We start from the raw sequence: 22609 nt of genomic DNA, 5'->3' as shown, positions 1-22609 counted from the left end.
GGCTCACCACTCGCCGATATTTTCCATGCTCGCCCATGGTTCCTGCACCGGCAAGGCATCACCGGCCTGTAACAGTTCCACCGAAATATTGTCCGGTGTCCGCACAAAGGCCATGTGGCCATCACGCGGCGGACGGTTGATAGTCACTCCGGCATCCATCAACGACTGGCAAAGTTCGTAAATATTATCGACCCGGTAAGCGAGATGGCCAAAATTGCGTCCGCCTTTATATTCCTCTGCCGGGGAGCCATCCTCGCTCGGCCAGTTATAGGTCAGTTCAACCTCCGCAACGTCTTTTTGCCCCGGTGCGGCGAGGAAAATTAGCGTGAAGCGCCCCTGCTCGCTGTCGTAGCGGCGTACTTCTTCAAGGCCGAGGAGATTGAAAAACTTCACCGTGGCATCGGGATCACTGACCCGAAGCATGGTATGTAAATATTGGATCGACATAGGGGCTATACTCCAGTTATCTCTATTCATACACGATTCATCGCCGGACAAGCAAAAGTGGACCGCGTCAGTAAAGATAGTCTAGGATGACAGCAGCCAGAGGGAAAGAGCAATGACCGATAATGTGGATAATGGCGGATTTCTGGACAAGAGAAACAATGTCATATTGATCAGCGCCCTGTTGCTGATGGTCGGGATGGTCGTTGGCGGTTATTTGCTGGGCGATGGCTTGCTCCGGTCCAAAATGGCGGACCGCAGCGTCACCGTGCGCGGGCTTGCCGAACGGGAGGTGACAGCCGACCTTGCAACCTGGACCATTGCCTATAGCGCGCAAAGCACCAACCTTGCCGAAGCGCAAGCCGACATTGATGCCGATACCGCCGCGATTGGAAAATTTTTCACCGAGCTGGGATTCGAGGCCGATGCACTCAGACCCACGGGGGCCAATGTCAGCCAATATAGTTCAAATGGTATTCCCCAATATACTATCCGCCAGCGGCTCTCGCTCCGCACCAATGATATCGACAAGGCGCAGGCGGCCGTGGCCCGGCAATTTGATCTGGTTCGCCGCGGCGTTGTTCTGGAGGACGGATCGGGCATGAGCTATTCGTTTACCAAGCTCGATGAAATCAAACCGCCCATGGTCGCCGAAGCCACAAAGGATGCGCGCAAATCGGCCGAACAATTTGCCGAGGACAGCGGAACCGATGTCGGCGGCATTAAATCCGCAACGCAGGGCTATTTCTCGATCGAAGCCCGCGACGGAGACGGCGGAGGTTACGGCGTCTCGGACACACCGTATAAAAAGGTGCGCGTTGTAACGACCGTCAACTTCTACCTCGATTAAGCGCACAATTGCGGGAGCCATCACTATGCAATATTTAACCCCCCGCTCTCTGGCGCAAGCCGCCCTGCCCCTCCTGATGTCCGCGATCATGGTATCGGCTGCCCCTGCTATCGCCGCACAGGATTCTGATCCTACGGAAGTCAAGGAAAGCTATGGCATAACCATTGAGTCGGAAAATCACAGGTTCCATTATAGCTATCCCAAGGCGCTGGCCCGCGAGCCTGCCCTTTCCGGTTATCTGGACCGTAAGGGTCTGGAAGAGGGGACAGGTTTTTCCGCCGATTCCGACCGCGACCATGCCGAGATCGCGGCCAAGGCAGAAAGCGGCTATAGGCTGAACCCCTATGAACATCAGGTCGAATGGAGCGAGGAAGCGGAAATCCCGGCCTATATCAGCCTGTCCCGGCACACATATAGTTACCTTGGCGGCGCGCATGGCATGTCGGTCACGACAAGCCTGCTGTGGGACAAAGCCGGTGACGAGCCGGTCGAGGTCTTGACGCTGTTCAGCGGCAAGGCGGGTCTGGATCAGGCCGTGCAGAAAGCATTTTGCGCGCAGCTAAATATCCAGCGCGCGGAAAAACGCGGGCATCCCATCCCCGCCAATAGCGACGATGGCTTTGAGCAATGCATCACCCCGTCGGACCAGACCGTTATTTTGGGATCGAGCAAGGGCGGGAATTTCGACACCCTGTCAATCAACGTCGCTCCCTATGAAGCGGGTCCCTATGTCGAAGGGTCCTATCAGGTGGATTTGCCCGTGACACAGGCGGTTATCAGCGCACTGAAGCCGGAATATCGCAGCCATTTTGCTGTCCGGTAAATCAACTCTACACCGTCATTCCCGCCTGCGCGGGAATGACGAGAATGGGTTACTCGGACACGCTGGTCACCAACTGCGCCAGATATTTCTTCGCTGCTTTGGCGGGTTGGCTTTCGGGGTCCATCTCCACCGCTTTTTCCCAGTTGGACTTGGCCTCGACCAGATCGCCGCCGGCATAGGCGATGTTGCCCGCTTCCAGCGCGACCGCAGGGTCGCGGGCGGCCAGATTGGCGGCGACCTGAATATCGGCCTTTGCCCGTTCCAGATCATCCATCCGCCTTGCCAATGTTGCGGATAACAGCCAGCCAAGCGGGTCTTGCGGGGCCAGTTCGTGGACCAATATAAATTCTTCCCCGGCCGCATCATAATTGTTTAGCGCGACATAGGCCCGTGCGCGGTCCAGATGCACTTCGCCCTTTTGCAGGCCCACCAGAGTGCCCTGCACCAAAGCGGCGTTCAGATATTCAATCGCCTTGTCCGGCTGATCCCCGGCAAGCGCGGCATTGCCCGCTTGTGCCCAGAAATTGGCGGTGCGGGGATATTTCGCGATCTCTGCCTCACGCGCCGCTTCCACGAAGCTGGTCGTGGCCGCGTCCCAGTTAAATTGCTCGGCATAAGCAAAGCCCAGACAATGGCGCGCCAGAAATCCGCCGCCTTCGATACGCCATCTGTTCGCCTCGACAATCGCGCTCGCCGGATCATCAACCGCCAGATCGACACATTCGTTAAACCGCACTTCGGTCATCGTCATGGGGACGGACGGATCAACAGACTCCGCCGGAACCGTGGGGATTGGCGGCACCGCCACATTGGGGGCAGCGAGAGCCAGAGCGAGAGAAAATAACATTGCAGACATCCAGATCGTCTAAACTCAGGGAAGCCGCGCAACCACGTCGATCAAAAGCTCTATGTCCTGATCGCGTGACAAGCGGTGATCGCCATCCTTTACCAGATGCACCTGCACATCGGCTGAACGTATTTTCTTGGCAATCTCCAGCGCATAGGCCCACGGCACGTCGGTATCTTCCTGCCCGTGCAGCAATCGCACCGCGCCATTAAAGGCGATTTCCTTGTGGAGCAGGCGATTGGCTTCACCGGACTGCCAAAATGTCCTGGTCGTCACATAGGGATCATCGCTATATTCACTATGTTCTTCCAGCTTGCCTTCGCGCAGGATCGTCATTTTCTGTTCCTGCGAAAAGCCCCAGTCCGTAAAATCGGGCGCAGCGGCAATGCCGACCATGGATTTCACCCGCATCGGCCGCGCCAGTGCAACCAGCAGCATGAGCCACCCGCCCATGGACGATCCGACCAGAGTGATTGAACCGGACGTGACTTTCTCGATCAGGAACAGCACATCATCGCGCCAGTCGATCAGGCTCTGATCCTCAAAATCGCCGCCGCTGGCCCCGCATCCGGCATAGTCGAGCCGCAGCATCGCGCGCCCCTGCTCCTTTGCCCATGCATCCAGAGCCAGCGCCTTGCCGCCTTCCATATCCGACATATAGCCGGGCAGGAATACCAGCGTGCTGCCCTTCACCCCCGGTTTGGCCGCCCGGTAACAATAAGCCAGACTGGCCCCGCCGGGGCGTTCGAGATACAAAATTTCATCTTCCATGCCCGCTTATTAAGCGGCGGCGGAGAAATAGACAATTGCCAAACACAGAAACGCGATCACGGCCATAGCGCCCCGACTGAGCGCAGGCTGTTTTATTTTGGGCATCAAACCGGACAATTCGGCTGGCAGCTCCCCCATAAAGCCGAGTTGCCAATGCGGGCGCGGCTTGATCCCGTCGTCCAGGCCAAAGACATGCGACCCGCCGGACTGGCCGCGATAGACCAGATCCCCGAAAAAATAGGCTTCGCTGCGCCATTCATTTTCAAAAAACAGGAATGTCTTGCCAATTGTCTCAATCCGCACAGACCGCTTGCGCGCGCCCTTTGCATCGCGGTGCCAGATGGAAATAGCCTCATCCATAATTATTTATCCATATATTATAGTAGGTTATATAGGTTTTATCACAATAACCTTGCAGAATGGTTGAGATCACTCCCACCCTGCTTACCCCTCATTCCGTCATTCCCGCGAAGGCGGGAATCTCTCGAGGATGCAGTGCCAGTCGTCCAGAGATTCCCGCCTTCGCGGGAATGACGATAGAGGCTTTGAAGGAAACGCTCGATGATTTGCCCCTTCATCTAACCAAAAGCTTTCCAACATTCTGACTAAAAGCCTTTCCTACAAAGGACCATCCCGCTATGAAAGCGGCGGCTGACTTGGGCTGTCCACGGCATAAGGCAACCAAAGACCAGAATCGCGGATTTGCGCGGTTCCTTGGTGTGAACTTTGTGAACTTTGAAAAATTAAGAGATACATGTACCGATGACCAAGATGATAAAAATCACCCTTCCCGACGGCAGCGCGCGCGAAGTGGCATCGGGTACAACACCGGCACAAATTGCCGCCGACATTGGCCCCGGTCTTGCCAAGGCGGCATTAGCCGCTCGCATAGACGGCGAAGTCCGCGACATCATGCGGCCGTTGGAGGTCGATACCGAACTGGCGCTCATCACGGCCCGCGACGAAGCGGAAGCGCTGGAACTGGCGCGCCACGACTTTGCACATGTGCTCGCTGAAGCAGTGCAAAACCTCTATCCCGGCACGCAAATCACCTTTGGCCCGTCCACCGATGACGGCTTTTATTATGATTTCGCGCCTACCGGTGATCCTTTTACGGATGACGACCTGCCCGCTATCGAAGAAGAAATGCGGCGGATCATCAAGGCCGACAAACCTCTGCACCGCGAAGTGTGGGACCGTGACGACCTGATCGCCCGGTGGGAAAAAGACGGAGAGACGTTCAAGGCCGAATGGGCCGCCGAGCTTCCCGAAGGCGAGGAAATCAGCGTCTATTGGTCAGGCGAGCCCAATCAGGAAGGGTCATGGATGGACATGTGCCGCGGCCCGCATCTGGCCTCGACCGGCAAGCTGGACCCGCAGGCATTTCAACTGACCCGCGTCTCTGGTGCTTACTGGCGCGGCGATCAGCGCAATCCTCAGCTATCGCGTATTTACGGCACGGGCTGGCTCAACAAGAAACAGCTCAATGCCCATCTGGTGCGGCTGGAAGAAGCGGCCAAGCGCGACCACCGCAAGCTGGGTCAGGAAATGGACCTGTTCCACTTCCAGCCCGAAGCGCAAGGATCCGTATTCTGGCACAGCCAGGGTTATGTGATGTGGCGCGAACTGGAAGCCTATATGCGGCGCAAGCTGGACGGCGCGGACTATAAAGAGGTCAAAACCCCGCAAATCATGGATGCCCGTCAGTGGGAAGCGTCCGGACACTGGGGCAAATATCGCGAAAATATGTTCGTTGTTCCTGACGAAGTGCCCAGCGTCGATGACGATGCACCGGTCATATCCGGCGATGCCGACATGATGGCGCTGAAACCGATGAACTGCCCGGCGCACGTCCTGATTTTCCGTCAGGGCATCAAAAGCTATCGCGATCTGCCGATGCGCATGGCGGAATTTGGCTGCTGTCACCGCAATGAACCGCACGGCGCCTTGCATGGCCTGCTGCGTGTGCGGCAATTTACGCAGGATGACGCGCATATTTTCTGCCGCGAAGACCAGATTGTCGATGAAGTCCGGCATTTCTGTGATCTGCTCGACGGGATCTACAAGGATCTTGGCTTTGAAAGCTATGCGATCAAACTCGCGCTGCGCCCCGAAAAACGCTTTGGCAGCGATGAAATGTGGGACAAGGCGGAACAGAATCTGCGCGACGCCGTGCATGAAGCGGGCCGCGCCGGCGAAGAATATGAATGGGAAGAGCTGCCCGGTGAAGGCGCTTTCTATTCACCCAAGCTGGAGTTCCACCTGACCGACGCGATTGGCCGGACGTGGCAATGCGGAACGATACAGCTTGATTATGTCCTGCCCGAACGGCTGGACGCCAGCTATATCGGCGAAGATGGCGCGCGCCACCGCCCTGTCATGCTGCACCGCGCGATTTTGGGCACGTTCGAGCGTTTTCTGGGCATCATGATCGAGCATCATGCCGGGCGCATGCCGGTCTGGCTTGCCCCGACGCAGGCGGTTGTCGCAACGATCGTGACGGACGCCAATGATTATGCCGCGGACCTCACCGCCAAGCTGAGAGCCGCCGGAATCCGCGTGGAAGCAGATCTGCGGAACGAAAAAATCAACTACAAGGTGCGCGAACATTCACTGGCCAAGGTGCCGAACATATTGGTCGTCGGGATGCGCGAGGCCGAAGAGGGCAAGGTCGCACTGCGCAAACTGGGGCAGAAAGAACAGATGTTCCTCACCGTGGATGAAGCGGTCGCCATGCTGAATGAGGAAGCACTTGCGCCCGATCTGAAAGGACGGACTGCTTGAGCCGGATTTCACGCTGCAATTGTAACATTGATATATGGATCGTTAGCAATTAAATATGCAGAACAATTTGCGACCAGTGCGATTTATCGCTATTGGCCAGAGCATGATATCAATCAGGAGTATATAACATAGCTGCACCACCACGCCGTCCAACGCCACCCGTCAAAGGCGGTCCGCGTTTCAACGATCTGATCATTTCCAGCACTGTACGGGTCATCGACGACAAGGGCGAAAACCTTGGCGTAATGAACACAGACGAAGCGATTGAACGGGCCAAGGATGTTGGCCTCGACCTCGTAGAGGTTTCTCCCAACGCTTCCCCGCCAGTCGCGAAGTTTCTGGATGTCGGCAAATTCAAGTATGAAGCCCAGAAAAAGGCTAATGCTGCGCGTAAAACGCAAAAGGTGCAGGACGTCAAAGAAATCAAGATGCGTCCCAACATCGACAGCCATGACTATATGGTGAAGATGAAGAACGTCACCAAGTTCATCGAAAATGGCGACAAGGTTAAAGTGACGCTGCGTTTCCGTGGCCGCGAAATGTCTCACCAGCAACTCGGTATGCAATTGTTGCAGCGCGTGCAGGAAGACATGAAAGAAACCGCCAAGGTCGAAGCCTATCCAAAGCTGGAAGGCCGACAGATGCTGATGGTACTTTGCCCTAAATAAGATGTCTTATCCCCTCCCTTGAATGGGAGGGGTTGGCCCTGCCTAACGCACTGGCTTGGCGCGATACAGACCGGGAAAATGCTGCTTTAAATTGGCAAGCTTCGGCTTGTCCCAGCGCACAATATAAGCATTGCGCGGGTTTTTGTGCATGAAGTCCTGATGATAGGATTCGGCAGGGTAAAAGGCTTTATACGCTTCGACCTTCGTCACAATTGGCCGCTTCCAATATTTGCCCTCCCCTAACTGCGCCAGATAAGCCCGTGCTGCCCTGGCCTGGGCATCGTTCATCGGGACCAGCGCGCTGCGATAATGCTTGCCGCGGTCCGGACCTTGCGCATTGAGCATTGTGGGATCGGCTACGACCGAAAAGAATATCTGCATCAACTGGCCATAACTGACCACATCGGGATCATAGACCACGCGCACGGCCTCTGCATGGCCGGTCATGCCCGCACTCACCAGCTTATAGGCAGCGGAGCGCTTTGTCCCGCCATGATATCCGGACACTGCACTGATAACGCCCTTGGTGTGCGCAAACACGCCCTCCACGCCCCAGAAACAGCCACCGGCAAATATCGCAGTGGCGCGTGCCCCCTTTTCGGAAGCATCTATACGGGGAGTGGGAATGATGACCGCTTTTTCCGCGGCGTGCGCTTCATTGGCAAAGGGATTGATGCTTTGCCGGTTATCGGGGGAGGATGCGTTAATGCCGATCCACACTGCACCGGCCGCGGCAAGGCTGATTGTAGCAAAGGCTATTTTGGGAAAGGCAGTATGCATATCAAATGCCCCCCTTTCCCATCGGACCTAGCTTATAATCTGCTGCGTATTGGTAACAGCGGAATCCTGATGTTGGTTAAGATCCTGCCGCTCCTCAACGGGCTGCATGAAAAACAGGGCAAGCGCGCCAAGAATGAATCCGCCGCTCAAGCTATATGTTAAATCTGATTTCAAAAAACTCGGCATCTTATTGTCCTTGTGACTTTCCGGTTTCCGAAGGGCCGGTAACCAGAGCGTCATGTGAATTGCTTATCTTATAATATAGTTTTGCTTTCCCCGCTGTGAACCATGTCACAAGGCAACATTCAGTTTCTGCGGGTAAAGTTTTGATAGCCGCCCCTCTAACGGAGCGATGATAAAAACCTCTTAGCTAAGCGCCGCGCAAGCCCGTTGGATACGGGTGCAGGCTTCACGCAAAATCTCTTCCGACGTTGCGTAGCTCACCCGGAAAGCCGGTGACAGGCCAAAGGCTGCACCATGCACGGCCGCAACGCGGGCTTCGTCCAGAAAATAGTTTATCAGGTCTTCATCGCTGCTGATCGTTTCACCCTTTGGCGTCCTGGTGCCCATCAACTCGCTGGCATCAGGGTAAACGTAAAAAGCGCCTTCCGGAGTCGGGCAATTCAAGCCCGGCGTATCGTTCAACATGGAAACCACCAGATCCCGGCGAGCCATAAAGGCTGCATTGCGTTCGATCAGGAAATCCTGCGGCCCGTTAAGCGCGGCGACTGCCGCAGCCTGGGAAATAGAACTGGGGTTGGAAGTCGATTGCGATTGCAGCTTACGCATCGCGCCGATCAGCCAGTCCGGTCCACCAGCGTAACCAATTCGCCAGCCCGTCATCGCATAGGCTTTTGAGCAGCCATTGACCGTCAATGTGCGATCAAAAAGATCGGGGCAAACCTGCGCAATAGTCGTGAACGGAGTGCTCGCATACCAGATATGTTCATACATATCGTCCGTCATCACCATGACCTGCTGATGCGGCAATAACGCATCACCAAGAGCTTTCAGTTCTTCCCGGCTATAAGCCGCGCCGGTCGGGTTGGATGGCGAATTGAGGATCAGCCATTTTGTTTTCGGCGTAATAGCAGCCGTCAGCTGTTCCGCCGTAATCTTGTAATTCTGATCCGCGCCAGCCTGAATGATGACCGGCGTACCACCGGCAAAATTGACCATGTCGGGATAGCTGACCCAATAAGGTGCAGGAATGATAACCTCGTCACCGGCATCAAGCGTCGCTACCAAGGCGTTGAACAATGTGTGCTTGCCGCCGCTGTTCACCGAAATCTGGGACGGCACATAGGTCAATTCATTGTCACGCAGAAACTTTGCGGCAATCGCTGCTTTCAGCTCAGCCGTGCCGTCAACCGTGGTATAATTTGTTTCCCCGTCACGGATCGCCTTGATCGCCGCTTCCTTGACGAAATCCGGCGTGTCAAAATCCGGTTCCCCTGCCGACAGGCCGATAATATCGATACCCTGTGCTTTCAGCTCGTTCACCCGGCCGGTCATGGCCAATGTAGCAGAAGGTTGGATACGGTCTAAAGCTTTGGAAATTTGGGGCATGGAAAAAACCTGTTTCAAGGGAATGACAGCCAGCGCATAATGCCGTTGTCATAGCAGTGCAACAGAGGGATTTACCTAGCTGCGTTTTTTCACAAATTCCGCCCGCAGGACGAGACCTTTTATCCCCTCATGCTTGCAATCAATTTCCTGATCATCCCCGGTAAGCCGGATGGATTTTATCAATGTGCCGCGTTTCAGTGTTTGCCCCGCGCCCTTGACTTTCAGGTCCTTGATTAGCGTCACCGCATCGCCGTCGGCGAGCTGATTGCCCACCGCATCAAATACCTCTGGCCCCGTGATCTTTGCCGCCGCATCTTCGGGGCTCAGCCACTCGCCAGTTTCCTCGTCATAGACGTAATCACCATCACCTGATGTCATCGTATTTTCCTGCTCTGTATAGGGCTTTATGCCCGTTCATGTTGCCCGTGGGTAATGAGGGCGCTTCTTATAACGACAATAACGCCTGTTCCATGTCAGCGATAATGTCATCAATATGTTCAATGCCAACAGACACACGAACAACATCCGGTCCGGCTCCTGCCGCGATCTGCTCCTCTGCAGCCAGTTGCCGGTGCGTGGTCGATGACGGGTGGATAATCAGCGAACGGGTATCGCCAATATTCGCCAGATGGCTGAACATTTTGACGGCTGAAACCAGCTTCACACCTGCATCATATCCGCCTTTCAGGCCAAAAGTGAATACTCCGCCGCCCTGACCGCCAAGATATTTTTGTGCGAGGCTGTGATAAGGGCTATCCGGCAAACCGGCATAGGAAACCCAGCTAACTTCATCACGGGCCTTCAGCCATTTCGCCAGTGCCAGCGCATTGGAGCAATGCCGTTCCATGCGCAGGGCCAGCGTTTCCATTCCGGTCAAAATCTGGAATGCGTTAAACGGCGATAGTGCCGGTCCCAGATCACGCAAAGCCAAGGCTCGCGCTGCCAGAATGAAGGCCAGATTACCAAAGGCTTCAGTAAAGACTTTCCCATGATAGGATGGGTTAGGCTGGTTGAGATGGGCGTATTTCTTGCTCTTCGTCCAGTCGAATTTGCCGCTGTCCACTATAAGTCCGGCAATGCTGTTACCGTGACCGCCAAGGAATTTTGTTCCACTGTGAACGATAATATCCGCGCCGTGTTCAAACGGGCGGCACAGCATTGGGGACGCCATCGTATTATCAACGATTAACGGGATTCCCGCCGCATGGGCAATATCGGCAATGCCCGCAATATCCTGCACCACGCCGCCGGGGTTGGCGAGGCTTTCAATAAAGACACAGCGTGTCTCATCGGTAATAGCGCCTTTGACTTCATCAAGATTATCGGCATCGACAAAAGTCACGTTCCACGCCATTTTTTTGAACGCATAGGCAAGCTGGTTAAGCGATCCGCCATATAGTTTCTTGGCCGCAACAATATGTGCGCCGGGGTCCATCAATACATGGAAGACCAGCACCTGCGCTGCATGACCCGACGCCACGGCAAGAGCAGCCGGACCACCTTCCATAGCCGCAATCTTGCCCTCAAGCACGGCATTGGTCGGGTTTGTAATACGGGTATAAATATTGCCCACGGCATCAAGATTGAACAGATCAGCCGCGTGATCGACATCATCGAACACATAGGACGAGGTCTGGTAAATCGGGGTAATCCGCGCATTGGTTGTCGGATCAGGCGCAGTCCCCGCGTGCACCGCCATTGTTTCCAGATGGGTCGTTTCCAGATGATCAGTCATAATATTCTCCGTAAAAATTCTTCATGCTCAGACAAGCCGGGCCTTCATCAAACCCCGTAAACTGTTTCCTACATAGAGCCCGCTATTTAAATCTCCAGCCCGCAAATCGGATTCAACCGCTTTGCCACTGGCCAAAAGCTCCGCGCGCAATATACCTGGCAAGACACCGCGCGAAAGTGGCGGGGTTAACAGCTTACCAGCGCGTTCGACAAATATGTTCCAGATCGCCCCCTCGGTCAGATAGCCTTCCGGATCATGGAATAGCGGATGGGCATCTGCCTGAATGTCAGGCGCATGATAAATAGTGCGGTCGCTGGTCTTATGCCTCAATCTGTAATCCAGCGGATCGGCAAGCATCGGTGTCAGCTTGACCTTCACGGGTTCGGTCAGCGGCGCCGGCATCGGTTGCAGCTCAATCGCTATCGCACCGGAGCGGGCCAGCATCAGCCGCACCTTGGCGGGCTGGTCTTGATGAAAGGTGATGGCTTGTATGGCATTGCGCGCGGCATGGCGGTCAAACTCGAACTCCAGAGCGGCGGCACTTGCCTTCATCCGCTCCAGATGGGCCTCAAGGCGAACGATGCCGCGTTCGGGAATAAACGCCATCGTCTCCATCAAGTCCATAATCCTGTTATCCGCGCCTTCATTCACGGCAGCAAATTTCCCCTTCGCGAGACATTCCCGCCATTCATCATCAACAACAGAATCTGCCACTACGCCAGAGCCAAGGCCGATGGAAAGCGTTTCTTGATCCTTGCCGAGAAAGAACGTGCGAATAGCAACATTAAACGCAGCATCGCCATCCGCATCAATGCGGCCAATCGAACCACAATAAATGCCGCGCTGATCACATTCCAGTTCATCAATAATCTCCATAGCGCGGATTTTTGGGGCCCCTGTTATGGAACCGCACGGGTAAATCTGACGTAGCAGGTCCACTGCGCTGTAATCTTCCGCAAGCTTTGCCGTCACAGTTGATGTCATCTGATGAATCGTCGGATAGCTTTCTACTTGGAAAAGTTCCCGTACCTTTACACTGCCGGGTTCAGCAAGCCGCGACAGATCGTTGCGCAACAAATCAACAATCATCAGGTTTTCGGCGCGCTGTTTCGGATCGCTCTGCAACTCGGCCTGCATTGCGGCATCGGCTGATTTGTCCGGAAGCCGGGCGGCGGTTCCCTTCATGGGCTTGGCTGTGATCCGCCCTTCTTTCAATGCAAAGAACAATTCGGGGGAAAAGGACAAGACCCAGTTTTTACCGTCAAATACCACCCCGCCATAGCCAGCCTTTGCCCTGCCCCGTATCGCGGCATAAAGCGCCAGCGGATGCCCCGCATAGTCGGCATGAGCGCGAAAAGTCAGGTTTGCCTGATAAATATCTCCCCCGGTAATATAATCCTGAACCTTGGCAAAAGCGCGGTTATAATCCTGCCGTGAAATGCCGGGTCTTATCTTTCCCAGCCACGCGCCTTTTGCATCCGGCAATTCCGCCGCCACTGCTTCGGGTTCCAGCAAATCAAAATCTTCAAATAGTCCGAACCAGGCCAGCGGACATGTCCTGCCGCTTCGCAGACGCGCGGCCAGCCGATTTTCCAGCATCAGCCCTGCCTCATAAGACATGTAACCTGCGGCATGCAGCCCGGCTTTCTGCGCTGCGGCCACATCCTGTAATACCTTATCAAGCTCATGTGGCTCAAAAGCCATGACCGTCTTGACCGGATTGCGGTAAAGCCGCGCCGGAGCGGTATCCTCGCCATCGCGGGCATCATCGAGCAATATGAAAGGGCTATTATCAGGGAACATCACTCTTCCCTAATTGCTTTTGATGTGGTTCGTCCATAAGCATAAGCGAAATCAAACAGGAGACGCGCCGAATGCGCACCACATTTGTCGCCGCTTTGGTAGCTGCGTCACTGCAATTTGTTGCCCCGTCCGCACGCGCAGCTGATGATTTTTCAGACGCCTATGCCCAGGAGCCTGCTGCACTAGTCGCCGACCAAATACCGGACATTCCCATGGCCATGGTTGAAAAGACCCGGCCCTATATGGAGTTCCGGACTGCAGGCTTTGTTGACTGGGATCCCAAAAGCAGAGCGATGCTGATCCGCACACGTTTTGCAAATACCAGCCAGCTTCACCGCGTGGAAAAGCCATTGGGCACGCGCGATCAATTAACCTTTGCCGATGAACCGGTGCAACATGCCAGCTTTGCGCCGGATGGTTCTGCGTTATTCTTTCAAAAAGATACCGGGGGCAATGAAGTAAACCAGATTTTCAAACTGGAAGACGGTGTTCCTAAAAAGCTGAGCGACGGCAAAAGCCGATATAGTCTTGGCCCCTGGTCACATAAAGGCGATTTGCTGGCCTTTAGCTCTAATAAACGCACCGGGCTGTATAACGATATTTACCTGATGAACCCCGCCAACCCCGATGGCGCAATCATGCTGGTCGCATCAAACGACGGCGGGTGGTTTCCGATCGACTTTTCGCCAGATGACAAACATCTACTGGTGTTCAACTATGTCTCGGTCAGTGATAACCAGCTTTATCTCATTGATATCGTCAACGGCACATCACGCAGGCTAACCGATAGCAGTCACCCAGTTGCCTATAACGGGTTGCAATTTGCGGTGGATGGAAAGCTTTGGGCCGCGTCAGATGACGGAAGCGATGTTCAACGCCTCGGCACAGTGAATCTTGAAACCGCCGTTTTCGAACCGATCATAGACGAGAAAATCTGGGATATATCGAGCTTTGACATTAGCAAGAATGGCCGCTGGATAGCCTATGAAGTTAATCAGGCCGGACAATCCGTTCTAAAAATATACGACATGCAAAGCGGCAAGGTTCGCACCGTATCTCGGCTGCCGACGGGGGTTATCAGCGGATTGAAATTCGCACCATGGGGGGAATTGGGCTTCACCCTCAATTCCAACCAGACAGGCGGTGACAGTTATAGCATGGATCCGGAAACATTGGTGATCACCCGCTGGACAAAAAGTGAGACTGGCGGTCTGAATACAGCCCATAATGTGGAGCCGGAGCTGGTTGAAATCACCAGTTTTGATGGCGAGAAAATGTCAGGCTTTCTGTATCGCCCCGATCCCGAAAAGCATAAAGGCAAGCGGCCGCTGATTATCAATATCCACGGCGGCCCCGAAGGACAGGCAAGACCAGGGTTTCTGGGGCGCAAAAATTACCTGATTAACGAGCTTGGCATCGCGATTTTCTATCCCAATGTTCGCGGCTCTACCGGTTTCGGCAAGCGGTTTGTCGCACTCGACAATGGTCCCTTCCGACGGGAAGACAGCGTCAAGGATCTTGGCGCATTTCTGTCTCACTTTCGCGGGGACAAGCGGATCGATAAACAGCGCATCGCAGTCACCGGGGGCAGCTATGGCGGATATATGACACTTGCCTCCATGCTCAGCTATGGCGATCAGTTAAAGGCCGGGCTGGAAGTGGTTGGCATATCGAACTTCGTCACTTTTCTGGAAAACACGCAGCCTTATCGCCGTGATCTGCGCCGGAGGGAATATGGTGACGAGCGGATTCCGGAACATCGGGTAAAATTGGAAGAAATCAGCCCGCTTGGACGAGCCAATGAAATTAAAATCCCGCTGATGGTCATCACCGGTGCCAATGATCCGCGTGTTCCGGCGAGCGAAGCGGACCAGATTGTCACGGCGGTACGCGCCAATAACCGGCCCGCGTGGCACCTTCTGGCAAAAAATGAAGGGCACGGGTTCCGCAAAAAGGAAAATGCAGACTATCAGTTCTGGGCGTCGCTGTTATTCTGGCAAAAATATCTGCTGAACGGAGACAAGTGATTGGTGGTCTTGGACGACCTTAAACTGCTGCCGCCATATAGCTTGCCTGATTGATAGCAGCCTTGGCATCCAGTTCCATTGCCTCATAGGCACCGCCGACCAATTCCGCCGGAATACCTTCCGCGACTAAGTCATCATACAGGTCCCTGAGGGGATCCTGCCCAGCGCAAATGATGATTGTATCAACCTCCAGCAATTGTGGTTGGCCGTTCTGCATTATGTGCAGGCCATCATCATCGATTTTGACATATTCGACGCCATTCATCATGCCAACATCGCGGCGCGCAAGGGCAATCCTGTGCGCCCAACCGGTTGTTTTTCCTAGACCAGCACCGACACGGCTTTCTTTGCGCTGCAAAAGGGTTATTTCGCGGTCCGACCTTGCGACCTTTGATTCCACGCCGGTAACGCCGCCGCGCGGATGGCCTTCAAAATCCACACCCCATTCAGCCGCAAACACTTCGCGGTCCAAAGCTCCGGATGGCCCGGCATGGCTTATCAATTCGCAAACATCAAAGCCGATACCGCCAGCGCCGATTATAGTGACCTTTTTCCCGACCGCTTTTTTGCCGGTTATCACGTCGATATAGCTGACAACTTTGGGGTGGTTGATGCCTTTGATGTCCGGTGTACGGGGCTTGATGCCTGTGGAAAGAATGATCTGGTCAAAGCCCTCTGCCTTTAGCATCGCTGCGTCAGCTCTGGTATTTAGCCTAAGATCAATGCCGTGGACTTCAATCATACGGTTATAATAACGGATAGTTTCGTAAAACTCCTCTTTTCCGGGGATGGTCTTTGCCAGATTAAACTGGCCGCCAATTTCCGGCGATGCCTCAAACAACGTGACTTTATGGCCGCGCTCAGCCGCCACTGTCGCATAAGCCAAACCGGCAGGCCCTGCCCCGACTATCGCGATACGCTTTGCCTCAGTCACCGGCTCGTAATTCAAAATTGTTTCATGACAAGCACGCGGGTTTACCAGACAGCTTGTCAATTTTCCTGAAAATGTATGGTCCAGACACGCCTGGTTACAGGCAATGCACGTATTGATCTCGTCCTCTCGCCCTTCAATGGCTTTGCGCATAAATGCACTATCCGCCAATAATGGCCGCGCCATAGACACCAGATCGGCATCACCGCGCGCTAGCACGTCTTCGGCGACCTGCGGCATATTGATCCGGTTGGATGTAATTACCGGCACGTTAACTTCTTTGCGCAGACGCCCCGTGACAGACGTAAAGGCCGCTCTGGGTACAAGAGTTGCGATGGTTGGGACCGCACTTTCATGCCACGTAAAATGAGTGGATATAATCGTCACACCCGCCTGCTCCAGTCGCTTGGCAAGCGCGATAACCTCTTCCCAGCTCATGCCGCCTTCCAGCATATCCATCGCCGCTATACGGAAAATGATGATGAAGTCCTCACCCACAGCAGCGCGTGTTTTCTCCACAATTTCAAGGGCAAAGCGCATACGGTTTTCATAAGAACCACCATATTCATCTTCGCGTAAATTGGTTTTCTGAACCAGAAAAGTGGAAATCAGATAGCCAGCCGACCCGATGATTTCGACCCCGTCATAACCCGCTTTCTTGGCCATGACAGCGCAACGCACATGATCATCAATCTGCTTTTGGACCCCCGCTTTATCAAGCTCGTTAGGGACATATCGAGCGATCCTTGACTTGACCGCAGATGGCGCAACTGCGTTTTTTGTATGCGCCAATGGTCCAGGGTGCAGAATCTGCATACAGATTTTCGCATCGGGAGAAGCTTGATGCACGGCATCTGTAACCAACCGGTGCTTTGCCGCTTCCTCTTCACCGGACATCATCGCACCGCCGCTTGAAGCTTCTTCATTCGGTGCGATCCCGCCAGTGATAATCATGCCGATATCATTCGCCGCACGTTCAGCATAATATGCAGCCATACGTTCAAATCCACCCTCCATTTCTTCCAGACCGGTGTGCATGGAACCCATGATGGAACGATTTTTTATGGTGGTGAAACCCAAATCAAGCGGCTCAAGTAATAAAGGATAACTCATATTCTGTCTTTTAACGCCCCTTCCCCTCTGTCCTATTATCCTATCTGATAGCCATGAAGGTCTTTCTTGAGAAGAAGCTTCTTGAAACTATTGCGGCCTGACTTTTTTTTATCGGCGCACCCGAAAAATCGATAGAAACTTGTCGCCAAATATGTGTCATTCAGCAATATAGCGCGGATGTGTATCTTAGCATTTGCTTGGCAAGCCCATCCAAGTTGGAAACTTGTCGCCGTTGCCAACCGGGATGAAATTCACACCAGGCCCGCAAAAGCGCTGTCCCGGTGGGACGGTCATCGCCATTTACTAGCGGGAAAAGACACAAAAGCCGGCGGCACCTGGCTTGGTGTTTCCGAACAGGGGCGTTTTGCAGCAGTCACCAACCTTAGCGGCTATGGAGCAGCGGATCCCCGGCGGTCTTCGCGCGGCGATCTTTTAAAAGATTTTTTATGTGGTGACGGTTCATATTCGAAAATTGATGCAGATCGGTTTTCGGATTTCAATCCTTTCAATTTAATCACTGTTGAACGCAACAGAGCGCTTATTCATTCCAACCGGCCTAATGCGGTCAGCCGTATAATTGAGCCGGGTATCCATGGTCTTTCAAATGGTCCTCTGGATAGGCCATGGCCAAAATCAGCTCGGCTTAACTCTGCATTGGCACAGTGGATAGATAGCAATCAAACCGACCCTACAGTCTTGTTACAATATCTGCTCGACCAGACGGGATTTCCGCCGAAGGACCAAATCAATGGAAGTAATGGAGTCTCACTAGAACCCCAAAATTCGGGAATCTTCATCCAAAATCCGGTTTATGGAACCCGTTGCAGCACGGTCGTTGCCATTGACGCTCAGGGCGATGGAGTAATCATTGAAAGGCGCTATGCAGCTTCCGGCAAATCGACCGGCGAAACCAGCCTTTCATTTTCCTGGCCTTCTTAACCGTTAATCATGTGGGCAGCGGCTTCGTCCCGGTGTTTTTTCAGATATTTCATGAACGGTGTCCCCCCTGTCCCGACATCTGATGTATTACCGGCCCCGCCCTTTGACTGTTTGTTGATATAGCTCGCCGCATATTCCAGATGTCTTGTGCGGAAGCGGGTAAGGTTTTGCACACATTCATTGTAAAGCTCGTTCAATGCGGGAGAACCGGCGGACTGGATAAAGGTGCGCACAACGCTGTTCGCCCGGATGTCATCGATGAACCGGCGATGTTCTGGCGGACGATAGATGTGAAGCTCGTCGAGATAGGTTCGCAGCGGATCACCGGCATGGTCAATGCCCAGAAACGCATCCATGGATGGCACTATTGACGACTGTGATCCGGTTTGACCGCGAAATACCTGCGGCTTACCGCCCGTTTCCTCGACCCCTTCGTAAATTATTCCGTCTTTCAGCGCGGGGTTATCTTTCCAGCCATGAATCCACGGCCTCACGCGGTGGAAATAGATGTAGGGATCGCACTTTTCCGTCATGCGCCCGAAAATGTCATTCATGTCATCCCAAACCGCTGTCATCGCCGCCAGTCCGGATTGCAGCGTTCCGGCATCGTCGTTCCGGCAAGCCTCGACCAGCGCGGGAATAGAGGCCAGCATCTCCCCTGCCCGTGCTTCGATCGCGACATGGTCCAACACGAACCACGCTTCGTCCTGCCCGCCCAGAAATGGCTGAATCATATAGGTGTTCGATAGGTCTATGGGCCCAGCGGGATCCATGCGGCCCCAATTGTCGAGCACATAGCTGGAATAAGTGAGCAGCGGAGGCTGTCCGATTGATGCTCCCAATTGCCAGATGGGCAAGGCGATACATTTGGGAAGTGCTTTGGGAGGTTCCGGCTCGCCCCAGACATAAGCCTGCACCAGAAAGGAATAATGCACCATCGCAATCCTCCGCTGGGCAAGGCTGGCGCTGGCACAAAAATCGGTGAGATCAACAAAGGGCAAAGCCTCTAGGTGCTTACGCGGCTGACCGGTCACAAGCACGCGCGGCAAGGACATAGCCAGATCACGCGCAGGTTGAAGCTCCACCGGCAAAACGGTCTTGTCGGGGTCAAAGGACGAGAGGAACCCTCGCTCTGCGGAAATATCGTAATCGGCTAAATTAAAGGCGCTCATCCTGTGCTCCTGATTTCTCCGGGCTTCTCCGGCCCAAACAGTTGCACAATATTATCTCATGATAGCCGCAATATCCTTGTCTTCTCGGTCCCCAGAACGCATGATATGCAACAAATGACGCAACTGGATGCCATTAGCCGCAATATATTGCACCAGCTGGAGCGCGACGGGCGAATCAGCAACACCGACCTTGCCAGTAAAGTCGGACTTTCCCCATCGGCCTGTTTACGGCGCGTTCAGGAACTGGAACGCACCGGCATGATCCATGGCTATCGTGCCATTATCGATCCCGCTGTTCGCGGTGCCGCCATAACCATATTTGTCATGGTCGGTTTGTCCGAGCATTTGAAAAAAGATTCACTGGCGTTCGAGCAAGCCGTCGCAAAAGCGCCGGAAGTGCGCGAGTGCCACAATATCACCGGCTCTGTGGAATATCTGCTACGTGTAGAGGTGGCGGACCTTGCTGCCTATAAAGCCTTTCACGCCGATATATTGGGAACATTGCCGCAGGTTAGCAGCATTACGTCCCATATTTGCCTTGGCTCGCCAACTGACAAGCGCGCTTGAATCTACCCTATTCGCGCAGCAACCTGTAAGTGGCGTCGATCAGGCTCTGGCCGCGATCATTGAGCAGCAATCCCATGCCCATCTGGTTCATAGTATAGCTGAATGCCAAGCCATATTCCGGGTCCGCAAAACCGATCGAACCGCCAGCGCCGACATGGCCGAAAGCAGCATTACCCATGACCACTGACATCTGGTCCCCACCGGGATAGGCGCGGTTATCCATTGATTTCATGAAGCCCGATGCAAAGCGTGTCGGGGAAAGCAACGTCGCGTCAATCTGCGTTGCCGTGGATACCTGCCCTATATGGTCCAAACGTTCTGGCGATACCAGAGTGACGCCGTTATGCGATCCGCCAAGCGCCAATGGCTCATACATGGCCACTTGACCACGAGCATTGGACAGACCGCCGCCGCCGCCAATTTCCGCCTTGTGCGCCGCAGGGTCATTCTGGTTCCAGCCGCCATTGTTGAGGAAGGACAGCGCCTGAATGGAATCGGGCTCGCTGAGCAGTCTTTTGGTAAAAGGGCTTAATGGTATATTCGGATCGGGCTTTGCCACGAGTATCCGCGCGATGGGATTGGTCACATCATCGGGCAATCCGATCCAGAAATCCGCGCCCAGCGGGCCGGCGACCTCATCCTGAAAAAACTGGCCCAGCGACTTGCCCGACACCCGCCGGACCAGTTCGCCGACAGTCCAGCCGAAATTGACCATATGATACCCGTTGCGGGTTCCCGGCTCCCAAAAGGCTTCTTCATCCTCTATCCGCTTGACCATATAATCCCAGTCGAGAAAGCCACCCGGTTTTACCGGATCACGAAAGGCCGGGACCGCGCTTTCATGGTTGAGCATCATCTGCACGGTGGTTGTCTCTTTGCCATTTTTGGCAAATTCCGGCCAGTAATCGGAAACCGGCGCATGGAGTTTCAGCAAGCCACGATCCACCAATATGTGCGCGCATAATGCTGTTGCTGCTTTTGTGCAGGAGAAAACAACGGAAATCGTGTCGCGTTCCCAAGGCGTTTCGTTTTTCAGGTCCGCCATGCCGCCCCACAGGTCCACCACCCTCTCGCCATTAACGCTGACACAGACCGATGCACCGACCTCTCCGCGTTCGGCGAAGTTGCGTGCGAATTCGTCTTTTATGCTCGCGAACTTTGCCGAGGTGGTGCCTTCGATATTTGCTGCCATGTCGTACTTTCCCCTGGTTTGTTCATTTCAGTTAACCGGGCAGGCGCCGAAAAACCACATTTTTCGGGCAGGCTACCCCGCGATATGCCGGTTAAATGTATAGGGATTATGGGATGACAGGCGAAACAGCGGCTTATCTGGGCGCTATATCCGTTGCGATATTCTAATTATCAGCATCAACGGGATCGACCTTGGCAACTACCGATGGGTCGGAATTACGGAGGTCGGATTTAGTGACTTGCAGCAAGCCTTCCATCACCGCACACACAACCATGTGGGTGCGGTTCTTGGCACGAAGCTTCAGGCGAACATTCTCTACATGGCGGTCGACTGTGCGCGGAGCAATATTGATATGCTGTGCGACTTCCTTGGTGGACAGTCCCAGTGCAATATACTCCAGTATCTCATGTTCTCTCAGCGTGAGTACCGGATCATTAGCCAGACTTTTTCGCTGTAACATCACGAAGATTACCTTCTATAATATTTTATCTATTCTATCGGACAGCATCATTTGCAACCAATGGCGGCAAACAATCCGACTGTTTAAGCTATCGATTCTTATGCTGGTAATTTGCCCTCACCCAACAGCCGAAAAGCCGAAAAGCCCGTCACTTGACCAATTTTATTTTGCAACGTTTAATCTTTACTCTTAAACGCATGACCGGCGATAGGATAAAATCGTCCCTATTAACTATTGGAATTTACATAATTTTACAAGTAGAGAAAATAGTATGTGTAGAATCACCCAGTAAAAGTAACAGGTTGAATCGCCACGGGTTAAGAACAGGACAACCGCGGGATAGACCGATTCCAGCAAACAGGACTAAACAACCCTCACAAAACAATAATAACCAAGAACAGATCAACAAAGATCTTATCTGAGGCCGCTCTGGTATTTTTCAAAGATGTCAGGGTGGAACTAAAAAATAGGGTCGTGCTGGAGTCTAGAGGAGACAGCACGAATGCAAAGGATGCAAGCGCCATTAGCAGCACCTACGATGATGCAGGGGTTAAGTTCCAACTTGCGCTCAACCACTTTAAGGTTCCGCGCTGGACAATCCATATTTGACGAGGGCCAGACGGCCAACCGCTGGTATGAAGTGGTTCAAGGCACTGTCCGTACCTGCCGGTTCCACATTGATGGCCATCGGCACCTGACCGGATTTTTCTTTAACGGCGACGTTTTCGGAGCAGATCGGGGCACCTATAGCACGTCCGCAGAGGCCGTTACGAATGTAATCCTGCGCTGTTACCGTGTCGGCGATATGAGCCGCAATTCAACGCCAAAGCCACAGCTCGACGAAGCTGTTTCGATCTTGTTTCGCGCCATGTCCACGGCCCAGCGTTATCTTTTCATCATGGGCCACCGCACAGCGACTGAAAAGCTGGCGGCTTTTTTGCTCTGTCTGAAACAGCAGATCAGTGCCGATGGTCTATCCAGAGCACATATCAGGCTTTCCATGTCACGCAGCGATATCGCCGACTTTCTGGGCCTTACGGTTCATACGGTAAGCCGGACCTTCACCGATTTGGCGCGGCGCGGCCTGATAGAAATTGACGGGCGGCACTCGGTCATCATCACCGACCATGCCGG

At 53.9% G+C, this 22609-nt stretch carries 22 protein-coding genes; 8 read left to right on the top strand and 14 right to left on the bottom strand.

What is annotated here, in order from left to right:
* Positions 1 to 3 precede the first annotated feature (3 nt).
* Positions 4 to 447, bottom strand: coding sequence for a VOC family protein (locus VIN76_RS04425; RefSeq protein ID WP_332040613.1), 444 nt, complete (start codon positions 445 to 447; stop codon positions 4 to 6).
* 112 nt (positions 448 to 559) lie between these two features.
* On the opposite strand from VIN76_RS04425, the gene VIN76_RS04420 reads away from it, so the two are divergent.
* Positions 560 to 1294, top strand: a complete 735-nt coding sequence (locus VIN76_RS04420; RefSeq protein ID WP_332040612.1) for an SIMPL domain-containing protein — start codon at positions 560 to 562, stop codon at positions 1292 to 1294.
* Between the two features lie 25 nt (positions 1295 to 1319).
* Positions 1320 to 2117, top strand: coding sequence for a PdaC/SigV domain-containing protein (locus VIN76_RS04415; RefSeq protein WP_332040611.1), 798 nt, complete (start codon positions 1320 to 1322; stop codon positions 2115 to 2117).
* Between the two features lie 49 nt (positions 2118 to 2166).
* Here VIN76_RS04415 and VIN76_RS04410 read toward each other — a convergent pair whose 3' ends face one another.
* The 3 genes from VIN76_RS04410 to VIN76_RS04400 are packed head-to-tail and all read right to left on the bottom strand — an operon-like array spanning position 2167 to position 4095.
* Positions 2167 to 2964 carry a tetratricopeptide repeat protein gene (locus tag VIN76_RS04410; RefSeq protein ID WP_332040610.1) on the bottom strand — a complete coding sequence of 266 codons (798 nt, stop codon included), beginning with the start codon at positions 2962 to 2964 and terminating at the stop codon, positions 2167 to 2169.
* A 24-nt stretch (positions 2965 to 2988) separates the two neighbouring features.
* A complete protein-coding gene (locus VIN76_RS04405) occupies positions 2989 to 3735 on the bottom strand; it encodes an alpha/beta hydrolase (protein WP_332040609.1) in 747 nt (248 codons plus the stop codon).
* Positions 3736 to 3744: 9 nt separating this feature from the next.
* Positions 3745 to 4095 carry a hypothetical protein gene (locus VIN76_RS04400; RefSeq protein WP_332040608.1) on the bottom strand — a complete coding sequence of 117 codons (351 nt, stop codon included), beginning with the start codon at positions 4093 to 4095 and terminating at the stop codon, positions 3745 to 3747.
* 402 nt (positions 4096 to 4497) lie between these two features.
* Here VIN76_RS04400 and thrS point away from each other — a divergent pair, with 402 nt between their 5' ends.
* The gene (gene thrS / locus VIN76_RS04395) at positions 4498 to 6519 is read left to right on the top strand and encodes a threonine--tRNA ligase (RefSeq protein WP_332040607.1); all 2022 of its coding nucleotides are present in this window, start codon (positions 4498 to 4500) and stop codon (positions 6517 to 6519) included.
* Positions 6520 to 6647: 128 nt separating this feature from the next.
* Positions 6648 to 7187, top strand: coding sequence for a translation initiation factor IF-3 (gene infC, locus VIN76_RS04390; protein ID WP_332040886.1), 540 nt, complete (start codon positions 6648 to 6650; stop codon positions 7185 to 7187).
* A 42-nt stretch (positions 7188 to 7229) separates the two neighbouring features.
* Here infC and msrA read toward each other — a convergent pair whose 3' ends face one another.
* The 6 genes from msrA to pabB all read right to left on the bottom strand — a co-directional run bounded on the left by msrA (position 7230) and on the right by pabB (position 13074).
* The gene (gene msrA / locus VIN76_RS04385; RefSeq protein ID WP_332040606.1) at positions 7230 to 7967 is read right to left on the bottom strand and encodes a peptide-methionine (S)-S-oxide reductase MsrA; all 738 of its coding nucleotides are present in this window, start codon (positions 7965 to 7967) and stop codon (positions 7230 to 7232) included.
* A gap of 27 nt (positions 7968 to 7994) precedes the next feature.
* Positions 7995 to 8153: a hypothetical protein gene (locus VIN76_RS04380; RefSeq protein ID WP_332040605.1), complete on the bottom strand. Its 159-nt coding sequence runs from the start codon at positions 8151 to 8153 to the stop codon at positions 7995 to 7997.
* A 180-nt stretch (positions 8154 to 8333) separates the two neighbouring features.
* Positions 8334 to 9536, bottom strand: a complete 1203-nt coding sequence (locus VIN76_RS04375) for a pyridoxal phosphate-dependent aminotransferase (protein ID WP_332040604.1) — start codon at positions 9534 to 9536, stop codon at positions 8334 to 8336.
* Between the two features lie 75 nt (positions 9537 to 9611).
* Positions 9612 to 9914, bottom strand: coding sequence for an alkylphosphonate utilization protein (locus VIN76_RS04370; RefSeq protein WP_332040603.1), 303 nt, complete (start codon positions 9912 to 9914; stop codon positions 9612 to 9614).
* A 67-nt stretch (positions 9915 to 9981) separates the two neighbouring features.
* Complete coding sequence (locus VIN76_RS04365; protein ID WP_332040602.1) at positions 9982 to 11271, bottom strand: O-acetylhomoserine aminocarboxypropyltransferase; 1290 nt, start codon at positions 11269 to 11271, stop codon at positions 9982 to 9984.
* Positions 11272 to 11298: 27 nt separating this feature from the next.
* Positions 11299 to 13074, bottom strand: coding sequence for an aminodeoxychorismate synthase component I (gene pabB, locus VIN76_RS04360; protein ID WP_332040601.1), 1776 nt, complete (start codon positions 13072 to 13074; stop codon positions 11299 to 11301).
* A gap of 71 nt (positions 13075 to 13145) precedes the next feature.
* Between pabB and VIN76_RS04355 the strand changes: the two genes are divergently transcribed.
* Positions 13146 to 15101 carry a S9 family peptidase gene (locus tag VIN76_RS04355; protein WP_332040600.1) on the top strand — a complete coding sequence of 652 codons (1956 nt, stop codon included), beginning with the start codon at positions 13146 to 13148 and terminating at the stop codon, positions 15099 to 15101.
* A gap of 19 nt (positions 15102 to 15120) precedes the next feature.
* Here the strand turns inward: VIN76_RS04355 and VIN76_RS04350 are convergent, their stop codons facing one another.
* Positions 15121 to 17145 (bottom strand): NADPH-dependent 2,4-dienoyl-CoA reductase, encoded by a 2025-nt coding sequence (locus VIN76_RS04350; protein WP_332040599.1) that lies wholly within the window; start codon positions 17143 to 17145, stop codon positions 15121 to 15123.
* 177 nt (positions 17146 to 17322) lie between these two features.
* Here VIN76_RS04350 and VIN76_RS04345 point away from each other — a divergent pair, with 177 nt between their 5' ends.
* Positions 17323 to 18084, top strand: a complete 762-nt coding sequence (locus VIN76_RS04345) for an NRDE family protein (RefSeq protein ID WP_332040598.1) — start codon at positions 17323 to 17325, stop codon at positions 18082 to 18084.
* Here VIN76_RS04345 and VIN76_RS04340 read toward each other — a convergent pair.
* Complete coding sequence (locus VIN76_RS04340; protein ID WP_332040597.1) at positions 18081 to 19256, bottom strand: indoleamine 2,3-dioxygenase; 1176 nt, start codon at positions 19254 to 19256, stop codon at positions 18081 to 18083. The genes VIN76_RS04345 and VIN76_RS04340 overlap by 4 nt on opposite strands.
* Positions 19257 to 19361: 105 nt before the next feature.
* Here VIN76_RS04340 and VIN76_RS04335 point away from each other — a divergent pair, with 105 nt between their 5' ends.
* On the top strand, positions 19362 to 19823 hold the full coding sequence (locus VIN76_RS04335; RefSeq protein ID WP_332040596.1) for an Lrp/AsnC family transcriptional regulator: 462 nt from the start codon (positions 19362 to 19364) through the stop codon (positions 19821 to 19823).
* Positions 19824 to 19830: 7 nt separating this feature from the next.
* Here the strand turns inward: VIN76_RS04335 and VIN76_RS04330 are convergent, their stop codons facing one another.
* Both VIN76_RS04330 and VIN76_RS04325 read right to left on the bottom strand, forming a co-directional pair.
* Complete coding sequence (locus VIN76_RS04330; RefSeq protein WP_332040595.1) at positions 19831 to 21015, bottom strand: serine hydrolase domain-containing protein; 1185 nt, start codon at positions 21013 to 21015, stop codon at positions 19831 to 19833.
* A 163-nt stretch (positions 21016 to 21178) separates the two neighbouring features.
* Positions 21179 to 21475 carry a helix-turn-helix transcriptional regulator gene (locus VIN76_RS04325; RefSeq protein WP_332040594.1) on the bottom strand — a complete coding sequence of 99 codons (297 nt, stop codon included), beginning with the start codon at positions 21473 to 21475 and terminating at the stop codon, positions 21179 to 21181.
* Between the two features lie 502 nt (positions 21476 to 21977).
* Here VIN76_RS04325 and VIN76_RS04320 point away from each other — a divergent pair.
* Positions 21978 to 22609, top strand: a 632-nt coding sequence (locus VIN76_RS04320) for a helix-turn-helix domain-containing protein (protein ID WP_332040593.1), incomplete at its 3' end; no start/stop codon positions are given.

The organism is Parasphingorhabdus sp., from assembly GCF_036568145.1.
Lineage (GTDB): Bacteria > Pseudomonadota > Alphaproteobacteria > Sphingomonadales > Sphingomonadaceae > Parasphingorhabdus.
The sequence above is the reverse complement of the archived record's forward strand: the minus strand, read 5'-3'. Positions and strand labels throughout refer to the sequence as shown.

What these genes read in the sequence shown, in the direction of transcription:
- VIN76_RS04425 (WP_332040613.1), bottom strand. Translation starts at nt 447, where the DNA reads ATGTCGATCCAATATTTACATACCATGCTTCGGGTCAGTGATCCCGAT.
- VIN76_RS04420 (WP_332040612.1), top strand. Translation starts at nt 560, where the DNA reads ATGACCGATAATGTGGATAATGGCGGATTTCTGGACAAGAGAAACAAT.
- VIN76_RS04415 (WP_332040611.1), top strand. Translation starts at nt 1,320, where the DNA reads ATGCAATATTTAACCCCCCGCTCTCTGGCGCAAGCCGCCCTGCCCCTC.
- VIN76_RS04410 (WP_332040610.1), bottom strand. Translation starts at nt 2,964, where the DNA reads ATGTTATTTTCTCTCGCTCTGGCTCTCGCTGCCCCCAATGTGGCGGTG.
- VIN76_RS04405 (WP_332040609.1), bottom strand. Translation starts at nt 3,735, where the DNA reads ATGGAAGATGAAATTTTGTATCTCGAACGCCCCGGCGGGGCCAGTCTG.
- VIN76_RS04400 (WP_332040608.1), bottom strand. Translation starts at nt 4,095, where the DNA reads ATGGATGAGGCTATTTCCATCTGGCACCGCGATGCAAAGGGCGCGCGC.
- thrS (WP_332040607.1), top strand. Translation starts at nt 4,498, where the DNA reads ATGACCAAGATGATAAAAATCACCCTTCCCGACGGCAGCGCGCGCGAA.
- msrA (WP_332040606.1), bottom strand. Translation starts at nt 7,967, where the DNA reads ATGCATACTGCCTTTCCCAAAATAGCCTTTGCTACAATCAGCCTTGCC.
- VIN76_RS04380 (WP_332040605.1), bottom strand. Translation starts at nt 8,153, where the DNA reads ATGCCGAGTTTTTTGAAATCAGATTTAACATATAGCTTGAGCGGCGGA.
- VIN76_RS04375 (WP_332040604.1), bottom strand. Translation starts at nt 9,536, where the DNA reads ATGCCCCAAATTTCCAAAGCTTTAGACCGTATCCAACCTTCTGCTACA.
- VIN76_RS04370 (WP_332040603.1), bottom strand. Translation starts at nt 9,914, where the DNA reads ATGACATCAGGTGATGGTGATTACGTCTATGACGAGGAAACTGGCGAG.
- VIN76_RS04365 (WP_332040602.1), bottom strand. Translation starts at nt 11,271, where the DNA reads ATGACTGATCATCTGGAAACGACCCATCTGGAAACAATGGCGGTGCAC.
- pabB (WP_332040601.1), bottom strand. Translation starts at nt 13,074, where the DNA reads ATGTTCCCTGATAATAGCCCTTTCATATTGCTCGATGATGCCCGCGAT.
- VIN76_RS04355 (WP_332040600.1), top strand. Translation starts at nt 13,146, where the DNA reads ATGCGCACCACATTTGTCGCCGCTTTGGTAGCTGCGTCACTGCAATTT.
- VIN76_RS04350 (WP_332040599.1), bottom strand. Translation starts at nt 17,145, where the DNA reads ATGAGTTATCCTTTATTACTTGAGCCGCTTGATTTGGGTTTCACCACC.
- VIN76_RS04345 (WP_332040598.1), top strand. Translation starts at nt 17,323, where the DNA reads ATGTGTATCTTAGCATTTGCTTGGCAAGCCCATCCAAGTTGGAAACTT.
- VIN76_RS04340 (WP_332040597.1), bottom strand. Translation starts at nt 19,256, where the DNA reads ATGAGCGCCTTTAATTTAGCCGATTACGATATTTCCGCAGAGCGAGGG.
- VIN76_RS04335 (WP_332040596.1), top strand. Translation starts at nt 19,362, where the DNA reads ATGCAACAAATGACGCAACTGGATGCCATTAGCCGCAATATATTGCAC.
- VIN76_RS04330 (WP_332040595.1), bottom strand. Translation starts at nt 21,015, where the DNA reads ATGGCAGCAAATATCGAAGGCACCACCTCGGCAAAGTTCGCGAGCATA.
- VIN76_RS04325 (WP_332040594.1), bottom strand. Translation starts at nt 21,475, where the DNA reads ATGTTACAGCGAAAAAGTCTGGCTAATGATCCGGTACTCACGCTGAGA.